Origin of the sequence: Rhodococcus sp. NPDC057135 (genome assembly GCF_042670865.1) — a bacterium.
In the GTDB taxonomy this organism is placed as follows: domain Bacteria; phylum Actinomycetota; class Actinomycetes; order Mycobacteriales; family Mycobacteriaceae; genus Rhodococcus_F.
The window spans coordinates 74,025-97,890 of the sequence record NZ_JBHUUU010000010.1; the positions used below are offsets into that span (position 1 = coordinate 74,025).

The 23,866-nt window shown below is 61.5% G+C and carries 25 protein-coding genes; 12 read left to right on the plus strand and 13 right to left on the minus strand.

The window, feature by feature from the left end; genetic code table 11:
* Positions 1-5 precede the first annotated feature (5 nt).
* From ACFT1A_RS19610 to fepB, 3 genes are read right to left on the minus strand one after another with little or no spacing between them, the layout of a single operon-like run.
* Complete coding sequence (locus ACFT1A_RS19610) at positions 6-1,055, minus strand: FecCD family ABC transporter permease (protein ID WP_378448518.1); 1,050 nt, start codon at positions 1,053-1,055, stop codon at positions 6-8.
* Positions 1,056-1,057: 2 nt separating this feature from the next.
* The gene (locus ACFT1A_RS19615) at positions 1,058-2,116 is read right to left on the minus strand and encodes a FecCD family ABC transporter permease (RefSeq protein ID WP_378448343.1); all 1,059 of its coding nucleotides are present in this window, start codon (positions 2,114-2,116) and stop codon (positions 1,058-1,060) included.
* On the minus strand, positions 2,109-3,122 hold the full coding sequence (gene fepB / locus ACFT1A_RS19620; RefSeq protein ID WP_378448344.1) for a Fe2+-enterobactin ABC transporter substrate-binding protein: 1,014 nt from the start codon (positions 3,120-3,122) through the stop codon (positions 2,109-2,111). Before fepB ends, ACFT1A_RS19615 begins: the two co-directional genes overlap by 8 nt.
* Positions 3,123-3,229: 107 nt before the next feature.
* Between fepB and ACFT1A_RS19625 the strand changes: the two genes are divergently transcribed.
* Positions 3,230-4,846 (plus strand): helix-turn-helix domain-containing protein, encoded by a 1,617-nt coding sequence (locus ACFT1A_RS19625; protein WP_378448345.1) that lies wholly within the window; start codon positions 3,230-3,232, stop codon positions 4,844-4,846.
* Here the strand turns inward: ACFT1A_RS19625 and ACFT1A_RS19630 are convergent.
* Complete coding sequence (locus ACFT1A_RS19630; protein WP_378448346.1) at positions 4,834-5,211, minus strand: VOC family protein; 378 nt, start codon at positions 5,209-5,211, stop codon at positions 4,834-4,836. The genes ACFT1A_RS19625 and ACFT1A_RS19630 overlap by 13 nt on opposite strands.
* A gap of 97 nt (positions 5,212-5,308) precedes the next feature.
* On the opposite strand from ACFT1A_RS19630, the gene ACFT1A_RS19635 reads away from it, so the two are divergent.
* From ACFT1A_RS19635 to ACFT1A_RS19645, 3 genes are all read left to right on the plus strand, one after another.
* Positions 5,309-6,034, plus strand: coding sequence for a TetR/AcrR family transcriptional regulator (locus tag ACFT1A_RS19635; protein ID WP_378448347.1), 726 nt, complete (start codon positions 5,309-5,311; stop codon positions 6,032-6,034).
* A complete protein-coding gene (locus ACFT1A_RS19640) occupies positions 6,031-6,468 on the plus strand; it encodes a hypothetical protein (RefSeq protein ID WP_378448348.1) in 438 nt (145 codons plus the stop codon). Before ACFT1A_RS19635 ends, ACFT1A_RS19640 begins: the two co-directional genes overlap by 4 nt.
* 101 nt (positions 6,469-6,569) lie before the next feature.
* Positions 6,570-6,932, plus strand: a complete 363-nt coding sequence (locus tag ACFT1A_RS19645) for a hypothetical protein (protein ID WP_378448349.1) — start codon at positions 6,570-6,572, stop codon at positions 6,930-6,932.
* Between the two features lie 7 nt (positions 6,933-6,939).
* On the opposite strand, the gene ACFT1A_RS19650 is transcribed toward ACFT1A_RS19645, so the two are convergent.
* The 3 genes from ACFT1A_RS19650 to ACFT1A_RS19660 are packed head-to-tail and all read right to left on the minus strand — an operon-like array spanning position 6,940 to position 10,441.
* Entirely contained in the window at positions 6,940-8,577 is a 1,638-nt protein-coding gene (locus ACFT1A_RS19650; protein WP_378448519.1) for an AMP-binding protein, read from the minus strand.
* A gap of 14 nt (positions 8,578-8,591) precedes the next feature.
* Positions 8,592-9,056 carry a MaoC family dehydratase gene (locus tag ACFT1A_RS19655; protein WP_378448350.1) on the minus strand — a complete coding sequence of 155 codons (465 nt, stop codon included), beginning with the start codon at positions 9,054-9,056 and terminating at the stop codon, positions 8,592-8,594.
* A gap of 14 nt (positions 9,057-9,070) precedes the next feature.
* Entirely contained in the window at positions 9,071-10,441 is a 1,371-nt protein-coding gene (locus tag ACFT1A_RS19660) for an MFS transporter (protein ID WP_378448351.1), read from the minus strand.
* Between the two features lie 219 nt (positions 10,442-10,660).
* Here ACFT1A_RS19660 and ACFT1A_RS19665 point away from each other — a divergent pair, with 219 nt between their 5' ends.
* Together ACFT1A_RS19665 and ACFT1A_RS19670 are read left to right on the plus strand one after the other, a co-directional pair.
* Positions 10,661-11,359, plus strand: a complete 699-nt coding sequence (locus ACFT1A_RS19665) for a TetR/AcrR family transcriptional regulator (protein WP_378448352.1) — start codon at positions 10,661-10,663, stop codon at positions 11,357-11,359.
* A gap of 37 nt (positions 11,360-11,396) precedes the next feature.
* Positions 11,397-12,248 carry a PHP domain-containing protein gene (locus ACFT1A_RS19670; RefSeq protein WP_378448353.1) on the plus strand — a complete coding sequence of 284 codons (852 nt, stop codon included), beginning with the start codon at positions 11,397-11,399 and terminating at the stop codon, positions 12,246-12,248.
* A 299-nt stretch (positions 12,249-12,547) separates the two neighbouring features.
* Here the strand turns inward: ACFT1A_RS19670 and ACFT1A_RS19675 are convergent, their stop codons facing one another.
* From ACFT1A_RS19675 to ACFT1A_RS19685, 3 genes are all read right to left on the minus strand, one after another.
* Positions 12,548-13,075 (minus strand): CinA family protein, encoded by a 528-nt coding sequence (locus ACFT1A_RS19675; protein ID WP_378448354.1) that lies wholly within the window; start codon positions 13,073-13,075, stop codon positions 12,548-12,550.
* Between the two features lie 106 nt (positions 13,076-13,181).
* Entirely contained in the window at positions 13,182-13,655 is a 474-nt protein-coding gene (locus ACFT1A_RS19680) for a hypothetical protein (protein WP_378448355.1), read from the minus strand.
* 147 nt (positions 13,656-13,802) lie between these two features.
* A complete protein-coding gene (locus ACFT1A_RS19685; protein ID WP_378448356.1) occupies positions 13,803-14,951 on the minus strand; it encodes a glutamate--cysteine ligase in 1,149 nt (382 codons plus the stop codon).
* A gap of 160 nt (positions 14,952-15,111) precedes the next feature.
* Between ACFT1A_RS19685 and ACFT1A_RS19690 the strand changes: the two genes are divergently transcribed.
* Positions 15,112-15,417 carry a hypothetical protein gene (locus tag ACFT1A_RS19690; protein WP_378448357.1) on the plus strand — a complete coding sequence of 102 codons (306 nt, stop codon included), beginning with the start codon at positions 15,112-15,114 and terminating at the stop codon, positions 15,415-15,417.
* 58 nt (positions 15,418-15,475) lie between these two features.
* Here ACFT1A_RS19690 and ACFT1A_RS19695 read toward each other — a convergent pair whose 3' ends face one another.
* From ACFT1A_RS19695 to ACFT1A_RS19705, 3 genes are all read right to left on the minus strand, one after another.
* The gene (locus ACFT1A_RS19695; RefSeq protein WP_378448358.1) at positions 15,476-15,745 is read right to left on the minus strand and encodes a Rho termination factor N-terminal domain-containing protein; all 270 of its coding nucleotides are present in this window, start codon (positions 15,743-15,745) and stop codon (positions 15,476-15,478) included.
* An 87-nt stretch (positions 15,746-15,832) separates the two neighbouring features.
* Positions 15,833-18,001 carry a catalase gene (locus tag ACFT1A_RS19700; RefSeq protein ID WP_378448359.1) on the minus strand — a complete coding sequence of 723 codons (2,169 nt, stop codon included), beginning with the start codon at positions 17,999-18,001 and terminating at the stop codon, positions 15,833-15,835.
* 141 nt (positions 18,002-18,142) lie between these two features.
* Entirely contained in the window at positions 18,143-18,379 is a 237-nt protein-coding gene (locus ACFT1A_RS19705; protein ID WP_283306332.1) for a CsbD family protein, read from the minus strand.
* Between the two features lie 177 nt (positions 18,380-18,556).
* On the opposite strand from ACFT1A_RS19705, the gene ACFT1A_RS19710 reads away from it, so the two are divergent.
* The 5 genes from ACFT1A_RS19710 to ACFT1A_RS19730 all read left to right on the plus strand — a co-directional run bounded on the left by ACFT1A_RS19710 (position 18,557) and on the right by ACFT1A_RS19730 (position 23,860).
* Positions 18,557-19,435, plus strand: coding sequence for a MurR/RpiR family transcriptional regulator (locus ACFT1A_RS19710; RefSeq protein ID WP_378448360.1), 879 nt, complete (start codon positions 18,557-18,559; stop codon positions 19,433-19,435).
* Between the two features lie 163 nt (positions 19,436-19,598).
* Positions 19,599-20,729: an ABC transporter ATP-binding protein gene (locus tag ACFT1A_RS19715; RefSeq protein ID WP_378448361.1), complete on the plus strand. Its 1,131-nt coding sequence runs from the start codon at positions 19,599-19,601 to the stop codon at positions 20,727-20,729.
* Between the two features lie 50 nt (positions 20,730-20,779).
* Positions 20,780-22,138 carry an extracellular solute-binding protein gene (locus tag ACFT1A_RS19720; protein ID WP_378448362.1) on the plus strand — a complete coding sequence of 453 codons (1,359 nt, stop codon included), beginning with the start codon at positions 20,780-20,782 and terminating at the stop codon, positions 22,136-22,138.
* A gap of 50 nt (positions 22,139-22,188) precedes the next feature.
* On the plus strand, positions 22,189-22,941 hold the full coding sequence (locus tag ACFT1A_RS19725; RefSeq protein WP_378448363.1) for a tyrosine-protein phosphatase: 753 nt from the start codon (positions 22,189-22,191) through the stop codon (positions 22,939-22,941).
* A gap of 25 nt (positions 22,942-22,966) precedes the next feature.
* Positions 22,967-23,860, plus strand: coding sequence for a phosphodiesterase (locus ACFT1A_RS19730; RefSeq protein WP_378448364.1), 894 nt, complete (start codon positions 22,967-22,969; stop codon positions 23,858-23,860).
* Positions 23,861-23,866: the final 6 nt, after the last annotated feature.

A 23,866-nucleotide genomic window follows, 5' to 3' on the forward strand; every position in this document is an offset into this window, starting at 1 on the left:
TTTTTTCAGGCCTGACGGGCGAGCAGCCAGATCAGATAGGCACCGCCGAGCAGACTGGTCACAAGACCGACCGGCGTGCGGAGACCGACCTCGACCGCTTGCGCGATCAAGTCGGCGCCCGCCAACAGGACAGCGCCGAGCAGGAAGGAGGTTGCGACAAGAACACCGCTGCGCCGCGCCAACCGGCGTGCGATCTGGGGAGCTGCGAGCGCCACAAATGCGATAGGACCGGTGGCGGCTGTCGCTGCTCCCGTGAGCGCGACCGCAAGCAGGATGCCGGCGAATCGGTATCGCTCCACGGAGATTCCGAGCGAAGACGCTGCATCGTCACCCATCTCCATCATGGTGACGCGCCTGGACACCACGACGAGAGCGGGAACGAGAACACCGACGGCGATCGCAACACTGACCGCGTGCGGCCAACCGCGCCCGGTCAGCGAACCGGCCGTCCATTGCTGCACCACGGTGGCGTCGTCGATATCCGCGCGCACCACCAGCAAAGACATCACGGCGCTCAGCATCGCGCCCACTCCGATGCCGACCAGGACAAGGCGAAGGCCGCCGCTGACCCCGTCTTTACGTGCCAGGGCGTACACGAGCAATGCGGTCAGCATGCCGCCGAGAACAGCGGCGCCCGCGGTCTGCAGTACTCCTCCGCCGAAGAACACGATCTGGACCACCGCCGCTGTCGCAGCGCCCGTCGTGAAACCGATGATGTCCGGCGAGCCGAGAACGTTGCGCGAAAGCGTCTGGAAAACTGCGCCCGCCACACCGAGGCTGCCGCCCACCCCGATCGCCGTGATCAGCCGTGGCAGACGGCGATTCTGGACGGACCGAACCGCCGCCGCGCTGCCTTCGCCGTGCAGGGCGCGCCACACCTCACCCAACGACAGGTCCAGGGTCCCGTACATCAGCGTGGCAAAAGAGAGTACCGCCAGTGCCGCACTGATTGTCATGGCTACGAACAGCACTCGCGGGACGATTCGCCACGACCCCGACCCGATTCGAATCACCCAGCCGCGAAACAGCGGTGGGACCGGCTGCGCTGCAATCATGTTCACAGCGACGCCACCCTCCGCGAGCGAACGAGCGCGACAAACAACGGGCCGCCGAGCACAGCCACTGCTATCCCCGTCTGGAGGTCTCCCGGTGCGGTGGCAACGCGTCCGAGAACGTCGGCCAAGAGCAGGAACGCCGGCGCGACGACGAGCACGCACGGCAGAAGTAACCGCAGATCCGGTCCGACAACGCCACGCACGATGTGCGGCGCAGCGAGCCCCACGAAGCCGAGTGGGCCTGCGGCCGCAGTGGCGGCTCCCGCCAGCAGGATGACTGCAACAGCGGACCCGACCCGGGCGGGTCCGGTGCGGGCGCCGAGCCCTTTGGCGACGTCCTCGCCGAGCGCGATCGCATTGAGTGGTCGAATCAGCAACAACGACAACACGATACCGACAATGACGAAGGGCAGGATGGTGACGATCACGTCCCCGCCGCGGCCCTGCAACGAGCCGACCGCCCAAAATCGGAACTGATTGAATGCGGCCTCGTTGCTGATGAGAACCATGCTGGTGAGCGCCGTGATCGCCGTCGCCACAGCGGCACCGGCGAGCGCCATGCGCGCTGGGGTCGCGGCGCTGCGATGCGCCGACCCCAACATGTACACACCTACCGAGGCAATGGCCGCGCCGGCAAGCGCGAACCACAGATAGCCGCCGACCGAGGTCACCCCCAGATAGGCAATCGCAATCACGACTGCCGCTGACGCTCCGGCGTTCACCCCCAGCAGCCCCGGATCGGCCAGAGGGTTGCGGGTTATCGACTGCATCAGCGCACCGGCCAGTCCAAGCGCAGCCCCGACGACAAGCCCGAGAATTGTTCGAGGCAAACGTGATTCGATCACAATCAAGTGCTCGTTGTTGCCGGCGTCGTAGGAAAGAACTGCGTCGAGCACAGTGGAGACCGGGATGTTGCGCGAGCCGAGGACGAGTCCACCGACGGATGCCAGCACGATCACGACGACGGAGGCGGCGACCAACAACCCCGCACGCGCGGCTGTCCCAGACCGCAGCGGTGCTTCAATCAGGGACTGCGCAGAAGTGGTCACGCGATCATCCACCGAACGTGGACACCAGTAGCTCGACTGTCTGCTTTGCACTGAAGTAGTCGAGACGGAAAGCTGCAGTTCCCATCGCGTAGACCCGATCACCCTTGACCGCAGGTTGATTCGCAAGGAGCGGGTCGGCCGCGAGTTGCTTCTCCACGTCCTTGGGGCCCATCGAGACGGCAAACAGCGTCTGCGAACCGTCAAGTGCGGCAGACATGTTCTCGGAGCTGACGATCGCGACGCCGGAGGCACCCCGCTTGTCCGGGGCGACAAACTGCTCGGCGGGCTCGGCATAGGTGAAGCCGAGCGAGGTCAGCAGATTGCCCTGCGGGCTGTCGGCTCGGAATGTCCAGACCCCGTCGGCTCCCATGTAGACCAGTGCCGTGACCGGCTGCTCGGGAAGTTTGATCTTCCCGGCCTGCGTGGTCACCCAGCTGTCGTACTCGTCGACGGTCTTGTCGGCCTCGCGCTCGAGTCCGGTCGCCGCCCCGAGCTGAGCCGCAAGCTCCTCCCAGGAGCTGGCGCCGTAGTCGAGAAGAACGGTGGGCGCGATATCGCTCAGCTGTGCGTAGGCGTCGAGCGTCGAGTCGCCGCCGTTGGCGGACCCGATGATCAGATCGGGCTCGAAGGTCTCGATCGCGTCGAGGTCCAGCTCGAGATTTCGGTAAAGCACCTCGACGCCACGATCAGCGGCCACGTCCGACCACTGAGAGAAGAATCCCTGACTGTCGGTCATTCCCGACGGCGTTGTAGCCGCACTCGCGACCACCGGTGCGCCGATCGCGAGCAGCGTGCCGGTCAACGACGGCGAGGTGGACACGATCCGAGTCGGCTTTGCGGTGATCTCGGTGCTGCGGCCACCGTGCTCGACGGTGCGCGGCCATCCCTCGGTGGACCCGGAGGTTTTCTGGGTGCCCTCGGTCCCGGTGTCACTACCTGACGAATTCGAGCAGCCGGCTAGAGCGAGGGCGACGACCGCGGCGAGTATTGCCGCCGCCGGGCGTAGAGATCTGCGCATGAGTATGTGGCTTTCTGACGGTACGAGAGTTGCCGCTGCGAACGCAGACCGACCGAGAGGTAAAGTTAGCCATACTTAAGTAGCAAGGGTTGTCCAGGAGCGCCAACGTGTTACCACTATCGGGAGGGTCGGACACGGTCGACTTGGGGCCGATCCGCGCCGGCAGCACCGAACTCAGCACCGGCCGCTCACCACTCTTGTTCTGGGTTCTTGCAGGCAGCGGACGCGTCACAGCCGGATCGGCCGTCCACGAGATACCGGCAGGCGAATTGCTGTGGATCCCGGCCGGCGTGCGATACGCGATGGAGACGGATTCGAGTTCCGTCGCGTTCCCCATCCTGCTTCCACCCTCGGACGGCGTCACCGACGGCCCAACGGCCGTGACTCGCCTGCGCGTGCCGCCGGGGTGGGAAGACAGACTGATCCACGAGTTCGTTCACAACCTGGGCTATCTGCGCGGCGACGCGGAAAGGCCGACGTCTCTGTTCGAAATGATCGCCCGGGCGGACGACGGATGCACGTCGCTGCCGCGATTGCCGCAGTCACGGGAAGCGTTCGAGATCGCGCATGCCCTGTTGCGAACACCTGGCGCCGACGACACCGAGGGACAGTTCGCGAAGCGCGCCGGGATCAGCACTCGAACGCTCCAGCGGTATTTCGTGGAAGAGACCGGCCTCACCTTCACACGCTGGCGACTTCGAGCGCGGATCACCGCCTCGCTGGAGTACCTGAAACAGGACCGCGAGATCGGTTGGATAGCAAACGAAGTCGGCTTCGAAACGGGCAGTGGATTCACTCGCGCGTTCCGAGCCCAGATGGGAGAGAGCCCGAGCGACTATCGTCGACGGACCCGCTCCCGCCCAACCGATCGAAGTGCGCGCACCGACAATGACCAGGCATTGGTTCGCATGCTCGCACAGCCCGGACAATCCGGGGACACCGCGCCGCCGATCCCGGCCAACGCGACGTGGCCGCGCGTCAACGGCGCCCACGTCGCAGTGTGGGTCTACCGAGGCGAAGCCCGGGTGGATGTCGCCGACCGCAGCTGGGAACTGCGCACCGGCGAGGCAATGATCCTGCCTGCAGGCGTCCGCAATACCGTCACAGTTCCGACGGGTTCACTGCTGCTACCGCTCGGCTTCCGTGCCTCGAACGGGTCGACCGTTACTGCCGACGCCCTCGAGACAGTCCAGTTCTCCCCCGAACACGAATTGGCCCTGTTGCACACATTCGTCGCCGCGTACACGCCCTTGCGGCCACGTGGCCACAACGGCACCGCGGTGTTCGACATCATCGCCACCGGCCCTCTCGCACAATCGGTTTCGAACGAATCCGTCGCCGATTCGATTGCCACGCGACTGGCAGCGACAATCGCCGCCCGGCCGGCCGACCCTCGCACCCTGGACGAGTGGGCGCGAGAGTTCGGCACCGACGCGGCCCGTCTGCGCCGGGAGTTCCGGACCGAGACCGGCTCCACGTATCCGCAATGGCGCTCCCTTTCCCGGATGACCCAGGCGCGCACCCAACTCCAACTCGGGATTGCACCCGGCACGGTGTCGAGAAACCTGGGTTACGCACACCTGTCCGCATTCAGCCGAGCGTTTCGCACTGCGCACGGGATCCCACCACAGCGTTTCCAAGCTCAGTCCGTCGAACGCGCCCTCTGGTTGCGATCGGTGCCGCGCGCCGCCGAGCCGAGCACTCGGGTTCTTCACACCCACTGAACGAGTTGCCACACGATTCCGTTGGGGTCGACGAACTGGCAGTAACGCTCACCCCACGGTTCGGTCTCCGGCTCGGTGACGACGGAGGCACCTTCGGCGGCGATTCGGGCAAACTCGGCGTCGAGGTCATCGACCACGAATGCGATGAGCATGCCCTGGCCGGCTGGACCTGCGACGAAGTCGGGCTTGAACGTCCCGAGGCCGGTGCGCAGGAACACCACGTTGACCCCGGCATCCGGATGATTCAGGGAAACGAAGCCGTCGTCCGCCATGGCCTCGGTGAAACCGAAATGGGTTTTCGCAAAGCGCGCCGACGCGTCGGTGTCGGCAACGTTCAAGGACAGAGCAGTGCTGGTGATTTTCATCGTGGCCTCCATGATCATAAACCTTGTGCAGTGCATACAGTATGCACCGTATAAGGTATACCACGGTTGAGGTATTCCCGATTCTTGGAGACGACTGATGGCACGCGAACTGATCGACCTACTCTGGCGCGATCACCCCCTCGCACCGAAGGGTGGCGCCCGCGGCCCGCGGGCGAAGGTCACGACATCACAGGCAGTCGACGCTGCGCTCGCCCTCGCAGATACCGAGGGGCTCGACGCCGTGACCGTGCGTCGCCTCGCCACCGACCTCGGTATCTCGGGAATGGCGCTCTACACCCACGTCGGATCCCGCGACGATCTGCTGGTGCTGATGGTCGACGCCGTGCACGGAAACAGCCCCCGCCTGCCGTACGGAAACATGACCTGGCGCCAACGGGTGCGTCGGGTCGCCGAAGAAGAGCTTGCCCTTTATGCGGAGCATTGGTGGCTCCTCGACATCACCGACCAGCGCGCCGCGTTAGGTCCGGGCACCATCGCGAAATACGACCACGAACTTCATGCCTTCGACGGGGCAGGACTGACCGACATCGACCGGGACTCCGCCCTGACATTCGTGGCCGACTTCGCCCGATCCTCGGCGCAAGCGCGGCGCCCCGACCCTCGAGCAGCCGACATGGCCGAGGTGTGGTCGTCCTGGAGCCAGCGCCTGACCGCTTACCTCGGCGACGACTTCCCGTTGGCGCAGCGAGTCGGCGGCGCGGCCGGCGAGGCCAAGAACACCCCGTACAGCCCCGAGGCGGCATGGGAGTTCGGACTGGACCGGGTCCTGGACGCCCTGGAGGGCCTTGTTCACATCGAATGACATTCCTGCAATTCGTGGGAGACAATACGTCCGTGCTGCGCTTCGGTTGGTCTCGACGGTCCGGTGGCAACCCCTCGTTGTTCGAGCCGCGAGAGCTGTTGCACGCCTACGAGAATCGGTCGACCCGTGAGGTACGAGATTCCGGTGAGCTTCTGATCGAGATTCCGTTGAGCGACGCGAGCATCTTGGAGATCACCGTCCCCGACCCCTCTGCGGACTGGATCGATTCCCGAGTCCGAGGGCTCTGCAGTTCGCTGGACAACATCGACCAACGGGCTCAACGCGTCCTCCGTGGGGGATTCAGCATCGGCTGGATCGAACTCGAATCAGAGCAAGAGGGCATCATCGACTATTGGGAAAACGGGGTGAACAACGAATACCCCATCGCCATCACGTGGAACGGAAAGGCTTGGGAAGAAACGCCAACCACCTAGCCCTCAATTCAGCGGCATACATCCGCCAAGACGGGGTAGACGAGTAGATACCAACGGCTCATCGACCGAGCTCATCAACTCAACTCCTGCGGTGGTGAAAAATGTTTCTCAGCGACCAGTCGATCCGTCGCCGCACCCGCCGTTTCGGAGCAGCGCTGACGCCTTCTCACAAGTGGCCTCCCCCGACCGAAACACAGCGCGTCGCGCGATGGAGTGAAAGATCGGAGATGCTCGGCGCACTGTCGGTACTCCTGTTCTGGGCTTTCGGCTTCGGCATCCTGCTGGGCGCCGGCGCGATTACAACAGGAATCTTCGCGCTCCGACGTCACCCGAGGAGGGCTGGCGGGCATCTGCTCTCGAATGCCCGCCAGCTGCCCTGGGATGCAATAGTCGGCCTCTTCACCGGATTCATCGGTCTTGCGCTGAGCGGTTGGTTCTTCGTGGTGGTCCTACCCAACATGTAGCCCTCTGCTAGCCAAGTCCGTTCGTGGCAGTGGCCAACACTCGGAGTTCACGTCGAAGGATCTTGCCGGTAGTGGTGAGCGGCAAGCTGTCGATGAACGTGATCTCCCTGGGGTACTGGTAGAAAGCAAGACGACTTTTCACGTGGGTCTGCAACTCCTGACGGAGCTCCTCCGAGGAGTTCGACCCCTCGGACAGTACGACAAAAGCGTGAACCGCCTCGCCGCGCAACGGATCCGGAACACCGATGACGCCTGCCATGGCTACCTCGTCGTGCGAGAGCAGGCACTCTTCGATCTCTCCGGGGCCGATTCGGTACCCCGCGGACGAAATGACGTCATCGGCACGTCCCTGGTACCAGAAGTTCCCGGCGTCATCAGTCCGACCCAGATCACCGGTGTGAATCCAACCGTCGTACACCTTTTCATCGGTCTTCGACGGCTGGTTCCAATATCCGAGGAACTGTCCGGGATTGCCTGCCTTCACACAGATCTCGCCTACCTCACCAATCTCGACCGGCTCGCCGAGCGGATCGAGGAGGGTGACTTCGAAGCCGGGGAAGGCGCGACCCATCGAGCCTCTGGCGGGACTCCACTTCGACCGCGACGTGCCGATGGTCAGATTCATTTCCGTCTGCCCGTAGAACTCGTTGACAGCTACGCCGAGAGTGCTCGCAACCCAGGCTTGCAGCGCGTCACCGAGTGCCTCACCACCAGTTCCCAATGCCCGCAGCTGAATACCACGCGCAGCAGTCTTGCCGACGCCGATGCTTCGCATCTGCTTGAGGGCAGTGGGCGGAATGAAGGCGCCCGTCACCTTGTGACGGCTCAGAATCTCGACCGCACGCGCCGGCGTGAATTTGTCGGGTGTCGCAACGACGGGACACCCCAACGCAAGTGCGGGGAACAGCACGTCGAACAGACCACCGATCCAGGCCCAGTCTGCAGGCGTCCAGAAGACGTCTCCCCGCTGCGGCGCATCGTCGAATGCCGTCCGCATACCGGGCATGTGCGCCAGAAGGATTCGGTGCCCGTGGAGCGCGCCTTTCGGATTCCCGGTCGTTCCCGAGGTGTAGATGATGATGGCATGTGAATCGGGGCCCGTGGCTACCAGTTCACTACTTTCTGCGGCATCGTCGACGAGGCTGTGGAAATCGAGGATTTGCACGGGCGTCGAATCGGAGAGCTGATCGAGCCTTCCGACCACGATTACGGCTTCGAGACCCGGGATCTCACCGATTCCGTCGGCAACTCTTTCATAGCAGTCCTTCTCGACCACAAGAACTTTCGCACCGGAGTCACGCATTCGATGCACCAATGCGTCGGACCCGAACTTGACCGAGAGCGGAACGGTAACCATTCCGGATCGGAAGGCGCCCAGATGTGTCGCGAGAACCTCGATACCCTGTGGGACCATCACACCGACGCGATCGCCCGAGACCAGGCCGAGATCTGCGAGCACGGTCGCGAACTTTCGGCTCATCGTGGCGACTTCACCGAATGTGTACCGTGCCCAGTGTCCACCGGTGTCTACGACGAGGGCCAAATCATCGGGATTCTGCACATCGACACATGCGTGCGCGATGTTGAAGTGCTCTGGCACAGACCATTCGAAGTGTTCTGCCTCGAGGTCCTGCCACCAGGACAAGTGCGGCCGAGAGCTCACCGAGCACCCACTTCGAGATGGAGCGAATGCGTCGCGCCTACCAGAAAGGAGAAGTCGCCCGAGAAGACAAGGTCTCCATCTTGGTTGACGAGTGAGCCCTTGGACGTCACGATCGCGGTCTCACCGTCCGACCGAGGGCGCACCGACAGCACTTCCGACACTGCGTGCACCGAGTCACCCAGGTACGTCGGCCGGTGGAACCTGACTTGGTCAAGTCCGTAGAAACACTGGAGGTAACGAGGATCCAACTCCACGAGGCCGAGCAAGGTGGACAGCATGAGAGCGCCGTGGGCGATCTGGCGACCGAAGCGTGTTTGCTGTGCATAGTCGGGGTCGAGGTGAAGGGGATGACGGTCCCAAGTGAGGTCGGCGAAGCTTCGCACATAGTCTTCGGTGACGACCCGCGGGTCCGTTACCGCAATGTCTCCGACAGAGATCTCTTCGAAACTCTTTGTGATCATTGAAGTTTCCCCTATTAGTTGACAACCGTGGAGCGTTGTTCGACGGGCGGCAGATAGGCCCCGTTGTCATCGATGTACATGTCGCGGCTTCCTTCGTCGAGGTCCGAGTCACGGACAAAGTAGACGCTGATCAGCGAAATAACCGACAGGGCAGCGATATACACAGCGACCGCAAACGATCCGCCGGTTGCGCGGACCAACATGGCGGCAACCATCGGCGCGACTGCACCACCCAAGAGCACACCGATTTGAAAAGCGATGGACGCTGCGCTGTACCGCACCCGAGCGTCGAACAATTCGGCGATGAACGTCGCCTGCGGTCCGTAGGAGATGCTGAGCATGAAGGCGCCGACGGCCAGTGCCCCGGTGGTGATCCAGAAGTTGCCGGTATCTATTGCGGCGAAGGCAACAAAGACCCACACACCCATGCCGGTGATGCCGACCATCAGGATCCGGCGTCGGCCGAATTTCTCGGACAGTTGACCGAAGATCGGAATGAAGATGACCGCCACGAGTGCAGATACCATGACCGCGCCGAGCATGAGGTTTCCGGACAGCAGATCGAACTGGTCGGCGTACGTCAGGCTGTACGTGTTGAGGATGTAGAAGTAGGCGCCCGTGCTGATCATCGAACCGGCGGCAAGAATGATCTGACGAGGATAGTTCTTGAACGCGTCGACCATCGGGATCTTGACCGCGGTGTTCTGTTGCTTCACGCGAGCGAATGCGGGAGTCTCTTCCAACGCGGTGCGAATGTAAAGTCCCACGGCGACCAACGCGATACTCAGCAGGAAGGGAATTCTCCACCCCCACACCAGGAATTGGTCTCCGGTGAGCGCCTTGGTGCCGAACATGACTGCCGTCGCCAGCAGAAGACCGGCCGGCACACCGACCTGCGGCATGCTGCCGTAGAAGCCTCGGCGATTCTTCGGTGCATATTCCACAGCAGTCAGAACTGCGCCGCCCCACTCGCCGCCGACACCGAAGCCTTGGATCAGCCTCAGCAATACGAGAAGAATCGGGGCCCATACACCGATCTGGTTGGACGTCGGAAGAACGCCGACCAGGAACGTCGCGGCTCCCATCAGAAGAAGTGCAAGAACCAAGACCTTCTTGCGTCCGATGCGGTCCCCGAAGTGGCCCATCACAACGCCGCCGAGCGGCCGCGCCAGGAAGCCAACCGCAAAGGTGGCGAAGGAGAGAATCGTCGCGAGCGCAGGATCTGCGCCCGAAAAGAACAGCGGCGCAAAGACCAAAGCGGCGGAAGCACCGTAGATCTGAAAGTCGTACCACTCGATCGTGGTGCCGACCAGAACTGATCCGGCCACCCGCCGTAGGGCAGGCCTGTCGACAGTTGCGGGAGATGGGGGATTCGCGTCGTTCATGTCATTGCTCCTTGTATGGAGTGCCCTGTTAGCTCGCGCACCGAGAGGGAGGCTCGACTAGGACACTATGCAGTGACCCACGGCACAGTCAAGCTTTTTTCAATCGATCGATTGATGAATTGGATTCCAATTGACCAGTACACAGGTAGCTATCAATCAATTGATTGACGATCAGTCGATTTCGGCGGCGATGCTAGCATGATTGGGCAACCAACCGAAATGAGGATCATGGACCTGGGGCGCGTACAACGGGCGGCAGTCACGCTGTTCGCGACGAAAGGGTTTGCCGCCACCGGCATTCGTGAACTCGGAGCAGAAGCCGGCATCAACTCGGCAACGCTTTACCACTACGTCGGCAGCAAAGAGTCGCTGTTGGCTTCGATCATTCGGTCGTGCCTCGACGAGTTGACGCAGTCGGGAGAGCAGGCAATGCGCCGCAGCGCCGACCCCATAGTCCAGCTCGCCGGTCTGGTGTCGTCACACGTCGGCATTACCGCCGTCAACCAACTGACCGCCCGCGTCGCCGAGTACGAGATGCGCGGGTTGACCGGAGACAACCGCATCGAGTTGCAGACGCTGCGCGACGAGTACGAGCAACTATTCGGACAGATCCTCGAACGCGGCCAACGCGTGGGTGCCTTCGATATCGAAGATCTTGCATTGAGCCGACTCGCGATACTCGAGATGTGCACGGGCGTCGCGCACTGGTACCGGCCCGGTGGGCGTCTCGAGTTGGAAGATGTCCAGCGATTCTTCGTCAGCACCACGTGCAAGCTTCTGTCGGTTCCTTCAGACGAACTGCACGGTGTGGAATTCATTCACGACGTTCGAAAGTTGGACAGCGAACCCGAGACTCAGTCCTCCGAAATTTGGGGCACCCACGCACAGGGCGACTTCGTACGCCAGTCCGAACTGTAATCACACCAGAACTCCCGGGCTCTGGTACGAACTGGACATGCAACTACCCGCGGACAGTCACGTTCACAGCGAGTGGTCGTGGGACACCGGCGGACCCCAGTCCGACGCTTCCGGGCGAATGCAACAAACTTGCGCGCGTGCCGAAGCAGTCGGATTGCCGGCGTTGGTGTTCACCGAGCATCTCGACTTCGACGACCGCTGGCGCACAAACGCCGCGGACCTGATGCCCCACCAACGTCACCTCCTCACCGCTGACGGCTACGTTCGCGTACCGATCCTCGACGTCGACGGTTATCTCGACAGCATCGAACGATGCCGCCACCGTTTTCCTGAATTGCGGATACTCACCGGAGTCGAGTTCGGACAACCTCACCTGCACGAAACGCACGCGTCGCAATTTCTCGATCTCGACGGGATCGACCGAGTATTGGGTTCCTTGCACACGCTAGAAGTCGGCGAAGATCGGAATGAACCGAACACTCTGTTCCGAATTTGGGGCGCTGACGAGGTCATGTGGGCGTACCTGGCAGAGATTCCGCGCATGGTCGCTGATTCCCGCGTCTTCGAAGTGTTCACCCACATCGACTACGCGGTGCGCGCATGGCCGACCGAAAGCGCCGGACCTTTCGATCCCCGCCGATTCGAAGACGGATTCCGAAATGCCATGCGCGCCATCGCCGACAGCGGCCGAGCCCTCGAGATGAACACCCGTCGGCTGTGGCCCTGGATACCCCAGTGGTGGAGCGAGGAGGGAGGCAAAGCGGTGACATTCGGAAGCGATGCCCATGTGCCCGAAACTCTGGCAGCCAACTTCCCGGAAGCGACAGCGATGATCGAGCACTACGGATTCCGTTCAGGTAAAAGGCCCGAAGACTATTGGACTCGCTGATCCACATGATCCGCCAGGCCGATTTTTCCGTGAGCGCGGGTTGTCGGAGACGGCTCAACCCGCAATAGTCGATGTATGGATCGGTACAAGATCACGATGCCCGACGGCTCTTCGACCGAGGAACCTTTCAACTCCGACAAGGAAGCAATCACTTGCGCAGTGGATGCCAACCGAGGAGTCAGCAAGAATCTCGTGGTCGAAAAATACACGGCCGACGGTCATCTGGTTCCAACCTCTCAGGCGCCTGCGAAACACACGGGTCGTCACAAGAAGAACCGTTCGAAGAGTTGAATACTCGACTAGTTCACAACCCTCGAACTCGCTCTGTCGCGAGCGGATGCGTGACGCAGAAGTAGTTGGATCGCGTGCTCGACAGTTGCTCCCAGGACGGCTTCGGGGGTACCCGAGAACACCTGCTTCTCCGTCTCAGCGGTCCCATGGTCGACGACTCCGAACCACACAGTTCCGGGTGGATCGTTCTCCTGTGTTTCCGGTCCGGCTTCGCCGGTGACGGCCAGCGTCAAAGTCGCGCCCATCAGCGTGGCAGTGCTGTGTGCCATGACCCGGGCAGCTTCCTCACAGACCACTGGCCCGTCCGGAACATGAAGTAGGGAATGCTTGACCGCTCGGGTGTACGCGACGATCCCACCACAAAACCACGATCCGGCGTTCGGGGCCTTCCCCAGGTGCGCGGCGATATTCCCGGCAGTCAGCGATTCCGCAGTAGCGACTGTCAGGCCGCGCTCCTCGACCAAGGTGGCGAGCCGACTGCACAGCGCGTCGAGGTCCTTGTCCGACGGAAGCGCGGGGCGTGGATCGTCATTCATATGCAGTCCCTCCGGCCGACTGATCGACACAGGATGGCCGATGCAGCAAGAAATCACGTCCGACGCACCGACGTGAACGCGTAAACACAATGGATCTGTCAGATCATCACGTTTTCTTGTCTTCGCTCCTCCCTACTCCGGTTTGATGTGCCGGCCCCACTCCGCTTTCGCTGGAAGCCGATTCAGTCGTCTCCGCGGCGGGTTGCTCGTCTGCAGGGGATGCAGTTCGTCCACCAGGAGTCTCCTCCGCCGGCCGTGCCTTGAGCTCCGAATCGACGACGGGTTTGCCGGCCCCTCCCGTATTCGGTCCACCAGAACTCTCGGCCTCCTTGAAGGCCGATTTCTTTGCGGCCTCCTGACGTCCCTCGTACGGCGGCACAGCCGGTTCGGATGCGGTGGGCTCGGCGGGCGTTGTCTCGGTTCCTTCTACCCCCGAGATCGTCTCCTCGTCGTCGAACGAGCCGGCAGGGCGATCTACCGGACCGCCTCCGGGTTCATTCGAGCCCGTGCCTCGGGAGCCCGGGGCTCCACGCGCAGACTGAGGTTCTTCGGACGCCCGTTCGCCAGATTCATTTTTCATGACCAACCCTTCGCCATCATGCAACTCGCGACGCGACCTACAGACGGGATGGTTTCTGCACGGGGGAGTCGACAAGTCCTCATTTCCAGTGAACTCGGCACAAAATTGGAAGTCAACGCCTCCCCCTTGCCTGCAGGTCCCCGCTGCCTACAGCTCACTTCCCCCTTGCGAACTGCATCCTTCGAAAGTGCGTCGGGCACACTCGTCGATCACATCAGCCACACGTGACCGACGCGCGAGTTGTCGGCGCTGCACGATCGCGCCGTTTCCATTGCTGAAGACCTTGTCCAAGGAGGCCGTCACCTGCTCGAACTCGCCGAATGCGGTCAGAGCAGGTTCGACATGATCCACCAATCGCCGAACCGCCTGGTGTGCAGTCAGCAAACGCACGGATTCCACATCCAGCGACCTACCGTCGAGTCCGTCGCGTGCCGCCCGCCAGCAAGCCGCCCGGAGTAATTCGTGATCCACAGCGGGCGCCGCCTCACCTTTGGTGATCGCGGCGGATGCGGTGCCGACAAGGGCCTGCACCAGCGTAGCGAGAGTCAGCGTCTCCTCGACGGTGGCAGGCACGTCGCTGATCCGAACCTCCACGGTGGGAAGGTGATCCGACATGCGCACGTCCCAATAGACCATGTGTGGATCGAGAATGACCCCGGTCTCCAGCATCGCGGCGACAGCATCTTCGTAGTGCCCCACGGACTCGAAGTAAGGTGGCGGGCCCGAACTGGGCCACCTCCCGAACAGGACGTAACGCCAACTCGCATAGCCGGTATCGCGTCCACCGCTTATCGGGGAGTTCGCCGTCAACGCCAGCAAGGTCGGTAACCACGGGCGCAGATGATTGACGATCTGGACCGATCGTTCTCGATCTTCCACACCCACATGAATGTGGCAGCCACACATCACACCTTCGGTGATCGCACCGAATTGACCGGCCATCCGCTGATATCGCGACTTCTGAGTGATCTCGTCGACCGGCGGATCGTAGAACGGCGTCCCGACTGCAATGAGCTGACAACCCGCGCGAGCAGCAGCGTCGGCGGTAACGGCACGAGATTCACAGAGTTGATCACGAAGATCGCGAATATGACTTCCGATCGAAGTGGACGTCTCCACCTGACATCGCGTGAGTTCGAGTTGCAGCGAGATACCGAGTTCTCGCCCGGCAGCGGCAACTTCGACGTTGCGTGGACTGGGATGCCCAGTCCGCGGATCGCAGAGCAAGAACTCTTCCTCCACACCGAGAGTCGGTGTACCTACGGAGAACAGATCGGGAGTCGGCTTCGCATTCATAGGACTTCCTCGCACCGGCGTTCCGCCACATCCGGTACTTCGAGCCTACGACTTTCTCCGCCTGTCGGCACTACTCGATCGGTTTCACCCACCCACCGATCGGGTAGTTGCCCTGTGAACCGACGACAAGCGGCAAATCGCAAGTATTCACGAACTCAGGATGGAGTGTGCTGTGACCAACACGAGCGGGAGTTCACCGGTAGATGACGAACACACCAATCGATCGCACGTCGGGGAGGCAATCAGCGACGGCCGCAACTATCCCGGATATCTGCTGATCGGGCTGGGCCTGGCCACGCTCGGATTGACCTTGGTGGCAGCGGGTTACGGATTTCGCGGATGGGCGATCATTGCCGGCATCGTCTGCGTGGCGTCCTTCATCGTCGGGACAGCGGTCATCTTGATGGAACACCGTCGGGTCAAACGACTGGAAGGTCAGGAACTCTTCGATCAAGAAGGTCATTGAATCGAACGCTGGAGTCGTATTCTGCGCAAGCAGAATACGACTCAGCGATTGATGCGACTCAGTGATTGCGGAGTTTCTCGATCAGCTCGCCCTTGCTCAGCTTCGAGTAACCGTGCAGATCGAGTTCCTTCGCACGTTTCTTCAGATCATCTACCGTCCACTCCTCGTACGGTGAGGATTGACCACCGGACTTGGCGACGTTCGACCTGCCCCGGTTGGCGGCCGCGTTGGAGATCCGGGCTGCCTTCTCCTTGGAATCGCCCTTCTCCCGTAGCTCTTCGTAGAGAGCTTGATCCTTGAGTTGAGGTTGTGAGTCCTTGGATGCCACTGTTTCGTCCCTTCTCTCGCCGTCACTCCGACGGTGTGGCCGAACTGCCAATTCGGCCACACCGCACGTTCGAACCTACGTCGCCCCTCAGGATGTGGGCAGAACCTCGAAACGCCCCCACACGCGGTGCGTCTTCAGAAGCTGAGCCAGCGAGGCGAGGGCACCTACCGCGTCGGCATCGACGACGACTCCCAAAGCAGACTCGTCGATGCCGGCAGCGGCGAGGGCGCTCATACTCTCGCCCCAACCACCAATTGCCTTATTGTGCCGGTACATTTCGTTCAGCAACGTCTCCACCCGGGGATCCAACTTGCCCTCACCGATCCGAGAAACGTCGCCACTCAGCAGAATTGCATCGAATTCGATCGAACGAGCTGTGAGGTAAGTCCGCTGCACTGTCACCGCGTCGTCACCGTCCCCGATGGTTCCGCCGTGCGGCCCGAGGATCAGCGGCACCATACCGGCGTCGAAGATCTTGTCTCGAACGGCGACAACCGTGTCGAGGTCGGAGTTCTCGTCGACCAGTAGAGCGATGATCCTTCCGTCAACAGGCCATTCCGCACCCACCTGAGACAGTGCAGGACTGGGCTCCGGATCGGTCAACGGCTCCGTCGGTTCGGGAACCGGGAGACCAAGCCCTTGCGCGACGATCGACACGAGAGCCGCGTCGATGTTCGCCAAGATGCCCAGATTCCGGGTCTTGATGTTCTCCTCGTAACACTTCCCCAATTCGAAGGTGTACGCCTGCGCGACGTGCTCCTGTTCGACAGGGGAGAGACTGCGATAGAAGAGTCGAGCTTGCGAGAAGTGATCGTCGAACGATGCCGGCGCCTGCCTCACCTTGCGCCCTGAAACTTCCTCGGGCACCTCGATATAGGCGGCGCTGTCTGCCGTGGCCAAGAAGGGGCAGCCACCGTCTAACGAATTGGGATGGTACGGCGCGATCCCGGTATGCACACCGTCCTGGTGGAAGCCGTCGCGAAGCATGTCGTTGACGGGCGAGTGAGGACGGTTGATCGGGATCTGATCGAAATTGGGACCGCCGAGTCGCGTGATCTGGGTGTCGAGGTACGAGAACAATCGTGCCTGCAGGAGCCGATCATTGGTGATGTCGACGCCCGGAACCAAGTGGCCTGGATGGAATGCCACCTGTTCGGTCTCGGCGAAGAAGTTGGTCGGATTGGCATCGAGCGTCATCGTTCCGATGACCTGAACCGGCGCGAGTTCTTCGGGCACGATCTTGGTGGGATCCAAAAGATCTATGCCTTCGAACATTTCGTCTTCGGTGTCGGGGAATACCTGCACGCCCAGATCCCAGGACGGATATGCGCCTGCCTCGATGGCGTCGGCAAGATCGCGTCGGTGGAAGTCTGGATCCACACCGCCTGCGATCTGAGCTTCCTCCCACACGAGTGAATGCACTCCGGCAGCCGGCTTCCAGTGGAATTTAACAAGATTCGTCTCGCCGTCGGCATTCACGAGCCTGAATGTGTGAATGCCGAAGCCCTCCATCATGCGATAGGAGCGCGGGATGCCTCGATCGGACATGTTCCACAATGTGTGCGCGGTGGCCTCGGTGTGTAGCGACACGAAGTCCCAGAAGGTGTCGTGAGCGCTCTGTGCCTGTGGAATCTCGCGGTCCGGGTGGGGTTTCGCGGCATGGATGATGTCCGGGAATTTGATTCCGTCCTGGATGAAGAACACCGGGATGTTGTTGCCGACCAGATCGAAGACACCTTCGTCGGTGTAGAACTTGGTGGCGAACCCGCGTGTGTCACGGACGGTGTCCGCCGAACCGCGTGAACCTAGAACCGTCGAGAATCGCACGAATACAGGGGTTCGGGCACCTGAAGCGAAAAGCGAAGCTTTACAGATGTTTTCGGCTGCGCCGTTTGCCAGGAACGTACCGTGTGCGGCCGCCCCGCGGGCGTGGACGACGCGCTCCGGAATTCGCTCGTGATCGAAGTGTGTGATCTTCTCACGAAGGTGGTGGTCTTGAAGAAGAGTCGGTCCCCGCTCACCCGCAGTGAGTGAGTGGTCGGTCTCGTAGAGTCGTGTACCGGTTGCGGTGGTGAGGTACTCACCCCGCTGGCCGCGACCGTTTCCCTTCACCTTCCCCTCGGCACCCGCTACGGTACGCACTTCCGGTTGCCTCTGGTCGTCCTTGGGAGGCAACGGCTGTCGAGGCTTTACCGGCTCTGTCAGGTCCGGCGTTTTCGGGGCCGGTGCACCTGGGACGGACTGGGATGAAGGCATCGAACAGCTCCTCTTGATCGTGATGCTGGGCGCACGAATTCTGTTACGCCGTAAGAAAGTAGAAATTTCATTTCGGACGCGGAGCCACGACTCACCCCCGGGCTGGGATCAATCCCAGGCCGAGGGTGACGAGCGCCCCGACTATTGCTCGGACTTCTGCCGTGCTTCGTCCGCGGCAGCTTCCGCGCGAGCCTTCTCGGCTTCTGCCTCTTTCTTCGCTACTTCTCGCTGGCTCTCGGCCTTGTCCTGCTGGGCGCGGCCCTCTCGGGTCAAACTGTCGTTCCCGGAGACCGCACCAACGGCTTCCTTGGCCTTACCCTTGACGTCCTCTACGACGCCTTTGATGCCCTCGCTGGGGCCGCTCTTGTCGTCTGTCACGTTGTTCCTCCAGGTCGTTTCGATTCGCGCTCGAGATTCCTGCCGCGCAGGATTACCACACAGAAGCCCTACCCGGTCGAAATTCGCATAAACATCCGCGCACCGACGATGCGTGGCGCATACATGCACCAACTGCCGAGGGGAGTGTCGTTCACTCTCGTGTGTTATTCAGTGCAGATGAGCCAGTTACAGACCGATCCCCCCGTGGGCGGAACCCTGTCCACGATTCGCGCACTTGCGCCCACCCTGGCCCCGAGCGAGCGACGCGTCGCCGACATCTGCATCGCCCGGCCCAAGGAGTTTGCCTGGTGGTCGGCGGCAGATGTGGCCGAGCACGCGTCCACGTCGACGGCAACTGTCATTCGGGCCTGCCAGAATCTCGGTTTCAAAGGCTTTCAGCATCTGCGCATGCTGCTGCTCAGAGACCTCGGCGCAGCAGAATCGCGGGTGCAGGACGCGGCACATACCAAGGACAGCAACGGACTGCTGCAGGCAGTACTCGGCGAGGTGGCGGCCGATCTCGGCGGCGCACTCACACCTCTGGATCGCGAAGCTTTCGACCGGGCTGTCGAGGCAATCGCCGACGCCGAACGCGTACTCGTTGTGGGAAACGGGGTGTCCGGGCCGTCGGCATCTGCAGTGGCTGTTCGGTTCATTCTGAACGGCCGCACAGCTGAAGCGCCCACTGATGCAGTGATGCAGCAACTCACAGCCCGGCACCTCACCTCGCGTGACGTTTGTCTGGCTATCAGCGACAGTGGGCTCAACTCACTCACTCTCCAGCCTGCCCAAGCCGCGAAAGACGCCGGTGCAACCGTCATCGGCGTGACCGGCTACGCGCGTTCCCCACTGGTGGAACTGGCCGACATGGGCCTGGTTCTCGGTGGCGGAACCGGGCCGTGGGGCGCACACGGCGCCTCCGCGACCGTCATTCAACTGACCTTTCTGATCGGTCTCCAGATCGCGGTCAGTGAACGCCGTGGCGGGTCAGCCGAAGCTGCAGCTCAGACCCTCGAACACGTCATCGGAATCCTCAATCACGGTTCCACCACCTGAGATTCGGGTTCGTCGCACGGTTCGGTTCGAATAGTTGCCCTGAGAATTACGGACAATTACGACGGCGTTCGGTCACCGTTCATCTTCGACTGGCTAACTTCTGATGTAACGAAAATCCCCAATCCGACGCGATTGGGTAACGTCATTTCATCGGGAGAAGCCAATGGGCAGGATTCGAATAGAGAATCTGAGTCGGAAATTCGCAGATGTCACCGCAGTCGACAACATCGACATCGATGTTCGTGACGGGGATTTTCTGGTCCTCCTCGGACCGAGCGGCTGCGGGAAAACTACGTTGCTCAGGATGCTCGCCGGCCTCCTCGAGCCGACAAGTGGCCGAATACTGCTCGACGACGAAGACATCACTACGGCTCCCGCCCGTCGGCGAGACGTCGCCATGGTGTTTCAGAACTATGCCCTCTACCCGCACCTCTCCGTCGCGAAGAACCTCGGCTTCCCTTTGAAGGTCAAAAAGATCGACAAGGCGACGGCAGTAGCACGTGTCGAGGAAGTAGCACAGCAACTGGAGATCGCACATCTGCTGGAGCGCAAGCCCAAGGAGCTGTCGGGTGGTCAGCGTCAGCGCGTGGCGGTGGGCCGAGCGATCGTCCGAAATCCGAAGGCGTTCTTGATGGACGAGCCACTCTCCAACCTCGATGCGAAGCTCCGAACAGCAACCCGTCGTGAACTCACCGACCTACACCGACGGCTGGGCGCCACCTTCGTCTACGTCACCCACGACCAGGTCGAGGCAATGACAATGGCGACGCGTATCGCGCTGCTCAACAACGGCAGACTCGAGCAACTCGGCACCCCCGAGGATGTCTACGATCGCCCGGCATCGGTATTCGTTGCAGGATTCCTGGGCAGCCCTGCAATGAATCTTGTTGATGCAAAGGTATTTTCGTCCGGAGGGAGCGTGAGGGTTACGGCCGAAGGTATCGAAGCCTCACTCTGGCCAGGAGAGTCCGATTCCCGCGACGTCGTACTCGGCATTCGTCCCGAACATCTCACACCGATCCATCCAGGCACGGATTCCGGCCCCGGCGCGCGTATCACGGTCGATGTCACGTCGGTCGAGAATCTCGGAAGCGAGCAGGTGGCCTACTGCCTGGTCGGTTCGACCACGATCTGCGTGCGCGCTCCGCGACCGATCGCCCTCCACGAAGGACGTCCCGCGGTACTGTCCGCTGAGCTGCGCCACCTTCACCTCTTCGACCGATCCAGCGGGCGTCGCCTCGAATGGCTGGACATACCAGCAACATTGAATCTCGATTCATCAGTTCTCAGCTGAACCTTCAGTTCGCCCTCTCACACGAAAATTTCATCACGAGGAGCTTTGTCATGCGCAAAACACGATGGAAGATCGCCATAGCGTTGGCGGCATCCCTCGCCCTTGCCGGCTGTGCCACGGGCGGCGCCACCACCGGCGGCTCGGACTCCGCGGAACAGGTGCCGGAACTCGACCCGAACCAGCAGGTCGACATCGTCTTCGAGTCCTACAACCTTGCCCAGGCCGGTTTGTGGACAGACACCATCACCGGTCTCATCTCCGACTTCGAGGCCGCCCACCCGAACATTCACGTCAAAGCACAGCCGCCGCAAAGCGGTGGCGCGGCCGGTTCCGGCACCGCAAGCAGTGTGCAGACACAAATGCTCGCCGGGTCACCACCCGATGTCGCTCAATTGACCTTCGACACTCTCGATTTCGCAGTCACAGCACTGAAAGCCAGAAATCTCGACGAACTGGCCGGCAAGGACGCAGTCCAGGCTAACTTCGGCGGCGACCATCCCTTCCACCCCAGAGCTGCCACACTCGGCGACTGGAATGGCGACACCTACGGCGTTCCGTATGTGTTCTCCACTCCCACATTGTTTTACAACTCCACTGCACTGATCGAAGCCGGCCTCCCGGCAGACACCGACCTCTCGACCTGGAGCAAGGTGGCCGTTGCCGCGAAGGCAGTGACCGCCAAGACCGGAAAGCCGTCGCTCGGCGTCAGCTGTTCGGTCAAGGGCGGCAGCTGGTGCATGCAGGCGCTCTTCAAATCGGCCGGCGGTGGTGTGCTGTCCGAAGATCGCAAGACCATCGAATTCGGTGAGCCTGACTCGGTTTCGGCTGTCACCATGCTTCGCGGACTCTACGAGGACGGGGTCCTGGTCAACGCAGATGCGGCAACGCAGTACGAGAGCTTCGCGAAGGGTGACATCGCCATCGATCTCAACACGTCGGCGTTGCAGGGAATGTTTGTCAGTTCCGCGGCAAAGGCAGGTTGGGACTTGAGAGCAACCGCGATGCCTGCCTTCGACGGACGTGCAGCGGTTCCCACGAACTCAGGTTCCGTCCTGTCCGTCTTCTCACAGGACCCGGCGAAGGCGCGCGCTGCTTGGGAATTGATCAAATTCATGACAAGTGATCATGCGTACACGCAGATCTCCACCAAGATCGGATACCTACCCCTTCGTTCGTCGCTGACGCAGGATCCCGCTGCACTCAAGCCGTGGGCAGACGGCAACCCACTGCTGGCACCCAATCTCAAGCAGCTCGACTCACTCCAGCCCTGGCAGTCCTACCCCGGTAACAGCTACGTCCAGGTCGACGACATTCTCGCGCAAGCCATCGAGGAATCCGTGTTCTACGGCAAGGATCCGAAGTCGACGATGCAAGCCGCACAGCAGCGGGCTCAGGACATGATCGGCTGATTCTGCCCAATCCAATCCCAGCGAACCCAACTTCCGGATCGGGAACAACTATGACTACAGCTCTTCCGGTTCAGCGAGCCAACCGTCGGCTCGACCTGAACGGTACCTACAACTTTCGCGACGTCGGCGGATACGCCACTCGTGACGGTCTTACCACCAAGTGGAACAAGCTCTTTCGCTCAGACGCTCTCCACCGTCTCAACCAGGTGGATCGCGAGGTTCTCCGCGGGCGAGGACTGGCATTCGTCATCGACTTGCGCGAGCAGGAGGAGTTGGACACGGCACCGAACGCGCTCGAAGGTCTTGACCTGACGCAGTTCCATCTGCCCATCTTCGAGAGTGAAATAAACACCCGCGAAACAAGTTTGGACCTTGCAGCAATCTACGCCAAGGTCATCGATCAATGCGGAGTCCGGCTGGTTCGCGCAGTACGCGCAATCGCAGAATCCGACGACAGCGCAGTGCTGGTGCACTGCACGGCAGGCAAAGACCGTACCGGTCTCGTCATTGCGCTTGCATTGGCGGCAGTCGGTGTGGATTACCGCGACATCGTCGCAGACTATTCGCTCTCCGAGGTCATGTTGGCCGGCGAATGGGCATCGGCAATGGCCGTCAAGTTGCGCGAATACGGCATAGGCAACGGAGCCGACGTTGCCCAACTGGTCGGGGCAAGCCCGGCCGCACTCATGCGGACAAGTCTGCAATCCGTCGACAACTCGTACGGCAGCGCCTCCGAATACCTTCTTGCCCACGGATTGAGCTCCGCGGAACTCGATCGCCTACACCTTGCACTGGTCAACTAACCCACACTTCACAGGAGAATTATTCATGTCCCAGTACGGCGAACCCGATCACTACATCCTGCACCTCAGCGACACTCACTTTGTCACCGACGGTGATCTTCTCCACGATTCCGTGGACAGTGATGCCAATCTGGCACGCATCTTCGAGCGACTGGAAAGGACTGGCCAGCGTCCTGAGGCTATTGTCTTCACCGGCGATCTGGCCGACGTGGGAGAACCCGAGGCATATGTACGACTGCGCCGGATCGTCGAGCCGGCAGCCGAACGGCTCGGCGCAAAGGTGATTTGGGTAATGGGCAATCACGACGCGCGCCCGGCATTCCGCAGCGGCTTGCTGGATGCAGCTCCGACCCAGGAATCCGTCGACTCGGTGGTCGACGTGAACGGCCTCCGTATCATCGTGTTGGACAGCACTGTTCCCGGAAGCCATCACGGGTTGATCACCGACGAACAACTCGCTTGGCTCGAAGAGATTCTTGCCGTACCGGCACCACACGGCACCCTACTGGCACTGCATCATCCGCCAGTACCGTCGGTTCTGGATGTGCTCTCGTTGGTAGAACTCAAGGAACAGAACAAACTTGCCACTGTGCTCGAAGGAACCGATGTTCGCGGCATCCTCGGTGGCCACCTGCACTACTCGACCACCTGCACGTTCGCCGGAATTCCTGTCTCGGTTGCCTCGGCGACCTGCTACACGCAGGATCTTCTTGCGAGCAAGGGCAGCATGCGCGGCCAAAACGGCGCACAGGCATTCAACATGGTCCACGTCTTCCGAGATCGAGTTCTGCACACGGTAGTTCCGGTGGAGGAGTCGGCAACTGTGTACGAAATGAGCGCCGAGTACCTGCAAGAGGCCATATCCAAGCTGGTCTCCGCGAGTGATCCGTCCAGTTCTGCTACTGCGCTGGCGAATTGAGCCACG

Bases quoted from the DNA above. Each gene is read 5' to 3' on its own strand.
- ACFT1A_RS19610 (WP_378448518.1), bottom strand. From the start codon at position 1,055: ATGATTGCAGCGCAGCCGGTCCCACCGCTGTTTCGCGGCTGGGTGATT.
- fepB (WP_378448344.1), bottom strand. From the start codon at position 3,122: ATGCGCAGATCTCTACGCCCGGCGGCGGCAATACTCGCCGCGGTCGTC.
- ACFT1A_RS19630 (WP_378448346.1), bottom strand. From the start codon at position 5,211: ATGAAAATCACCAGCACTGCTCTGTCCTTGAACGTTGCCGACACCGAC.
- ACFT1A_RS19635 (WP_378448347.1), top strand. From the start codon at position 5,309: ATGGCACGCGAACTGATCGACCTACTCTGGCGCGATCACCCCCTCGCA.
- ACFT1A_RS19640 (WP_378448348.1), top strand. From the start codon at position 6,031: ATGACATTCCTGCAATTCGTGGGAGACAATACGTCCGTGCTGCGCTTC.
- ACFT1A_RS19645 (WP_378448349.1), top strand. From the start codon at position 6,570: ATGTTTCTCAGCGACCAGTCGATCCGTCGCCGCACCCGCCGTTTCGGA.
- ACFT1A_RS19655 (WP_378448350.1), bottom strand. From the start codon at position 9,056: ATGATCACAAAGAGTTTCGAAGAGATCTCTGTCGGAGACATTGCGGTA.
- ACFT1A_RS19660 (WP_378448351.1), bottom strand. From the start codon at position 10,441: ATGAACGACGCGAATCCCCCATCTCCCGCAACTGTCGACAGGCCTGCC.
- ACFT1A_RS19665 (WP_378448352.1), top strand. From the start codon at position 10,661: ATGAGGATCATGGACCTGGGGCGCGTACAACGGGCGGCAGTCACGCTG.
- ACFT1A_RS19670 (WP_378448353.1), top strand. From the start codon at position 11,397: ATGCAACTACCCGCGGACAGTCACGTTCACAGCGAGTGGTCGTGGGAC.
- ACFT1A_RS19675 (WP_378448354.1), bottom strand. From the start codon at position 13,075: ATGAATGACGATCCACGCCCCGCGCTTCCGTCGGACAAGGACCTCGAC.
- ACFT1A_RS19680 (WP_378448355.1), bottom strand. From the start codon at position 13,655: ATGAAAAATGAATCTGGCGAACGGGCGTCCGAAGAACCTCAGTCTGCG.
- ACFT1A_RS19685 (WP_378448356.1), bottom strand. From the start codon at position 14,951: ATGAATGCGAAGCCGACTCCCGATCTGTTCTCCGTAGGTACACCGACT.
- ACFT1A_RS19690 (WP_378448357.1), top strand. From the start codon at position 15,112: ATGGAGTGTGCTGTGACCAACACGAGCGGGAGTTCACCGGTAGATGAC.
- ACFT1A_RS19700 (WP_378448359.1), bottom strand. From the start codon at position 18,001: ATGCCTTCATCCCAGTCCGTCCCAGGTGCACCGGCCCCGAAAACGCCG.
- ACFT1A_RS19710 (WP_378448360.1), top strand. From the start codon at position 18,557: ATGAGCCAGTTACAGACCGATCCCCCCGTGGGCGGAACCCTGTCCACG.
- ACFT1A_RS19715 (WP_378448361.1), top strand. From the start codon at position 19,599: ATGGGCAGGATTCGAATAGAGAATCTGAGTCGGAAATTCGCAGATGTC.
- ACFT1A_RS19720 (WP_378448362.1), top strand. From the start codon at position 20,780: ATGCGCAAAACACGATGGAAGATCGCCATAGCGTTGGCGGCATCCCTC.
- ACFT1A_RS19725 (WP_378448363.1), top strand. From the start codon at position 22,189: ATGACTACAGCTCTTCCGGTTCAGCGAGCCAACCGTCGGCTCGACCTG.
- ACFT1A_RS19730 (WP_378448364.1), top strand. From the start codon at position 22,967: ATGTCCCAGTACGGCGAACCCGATCACTACATCCTGCACCTCAGCGAC.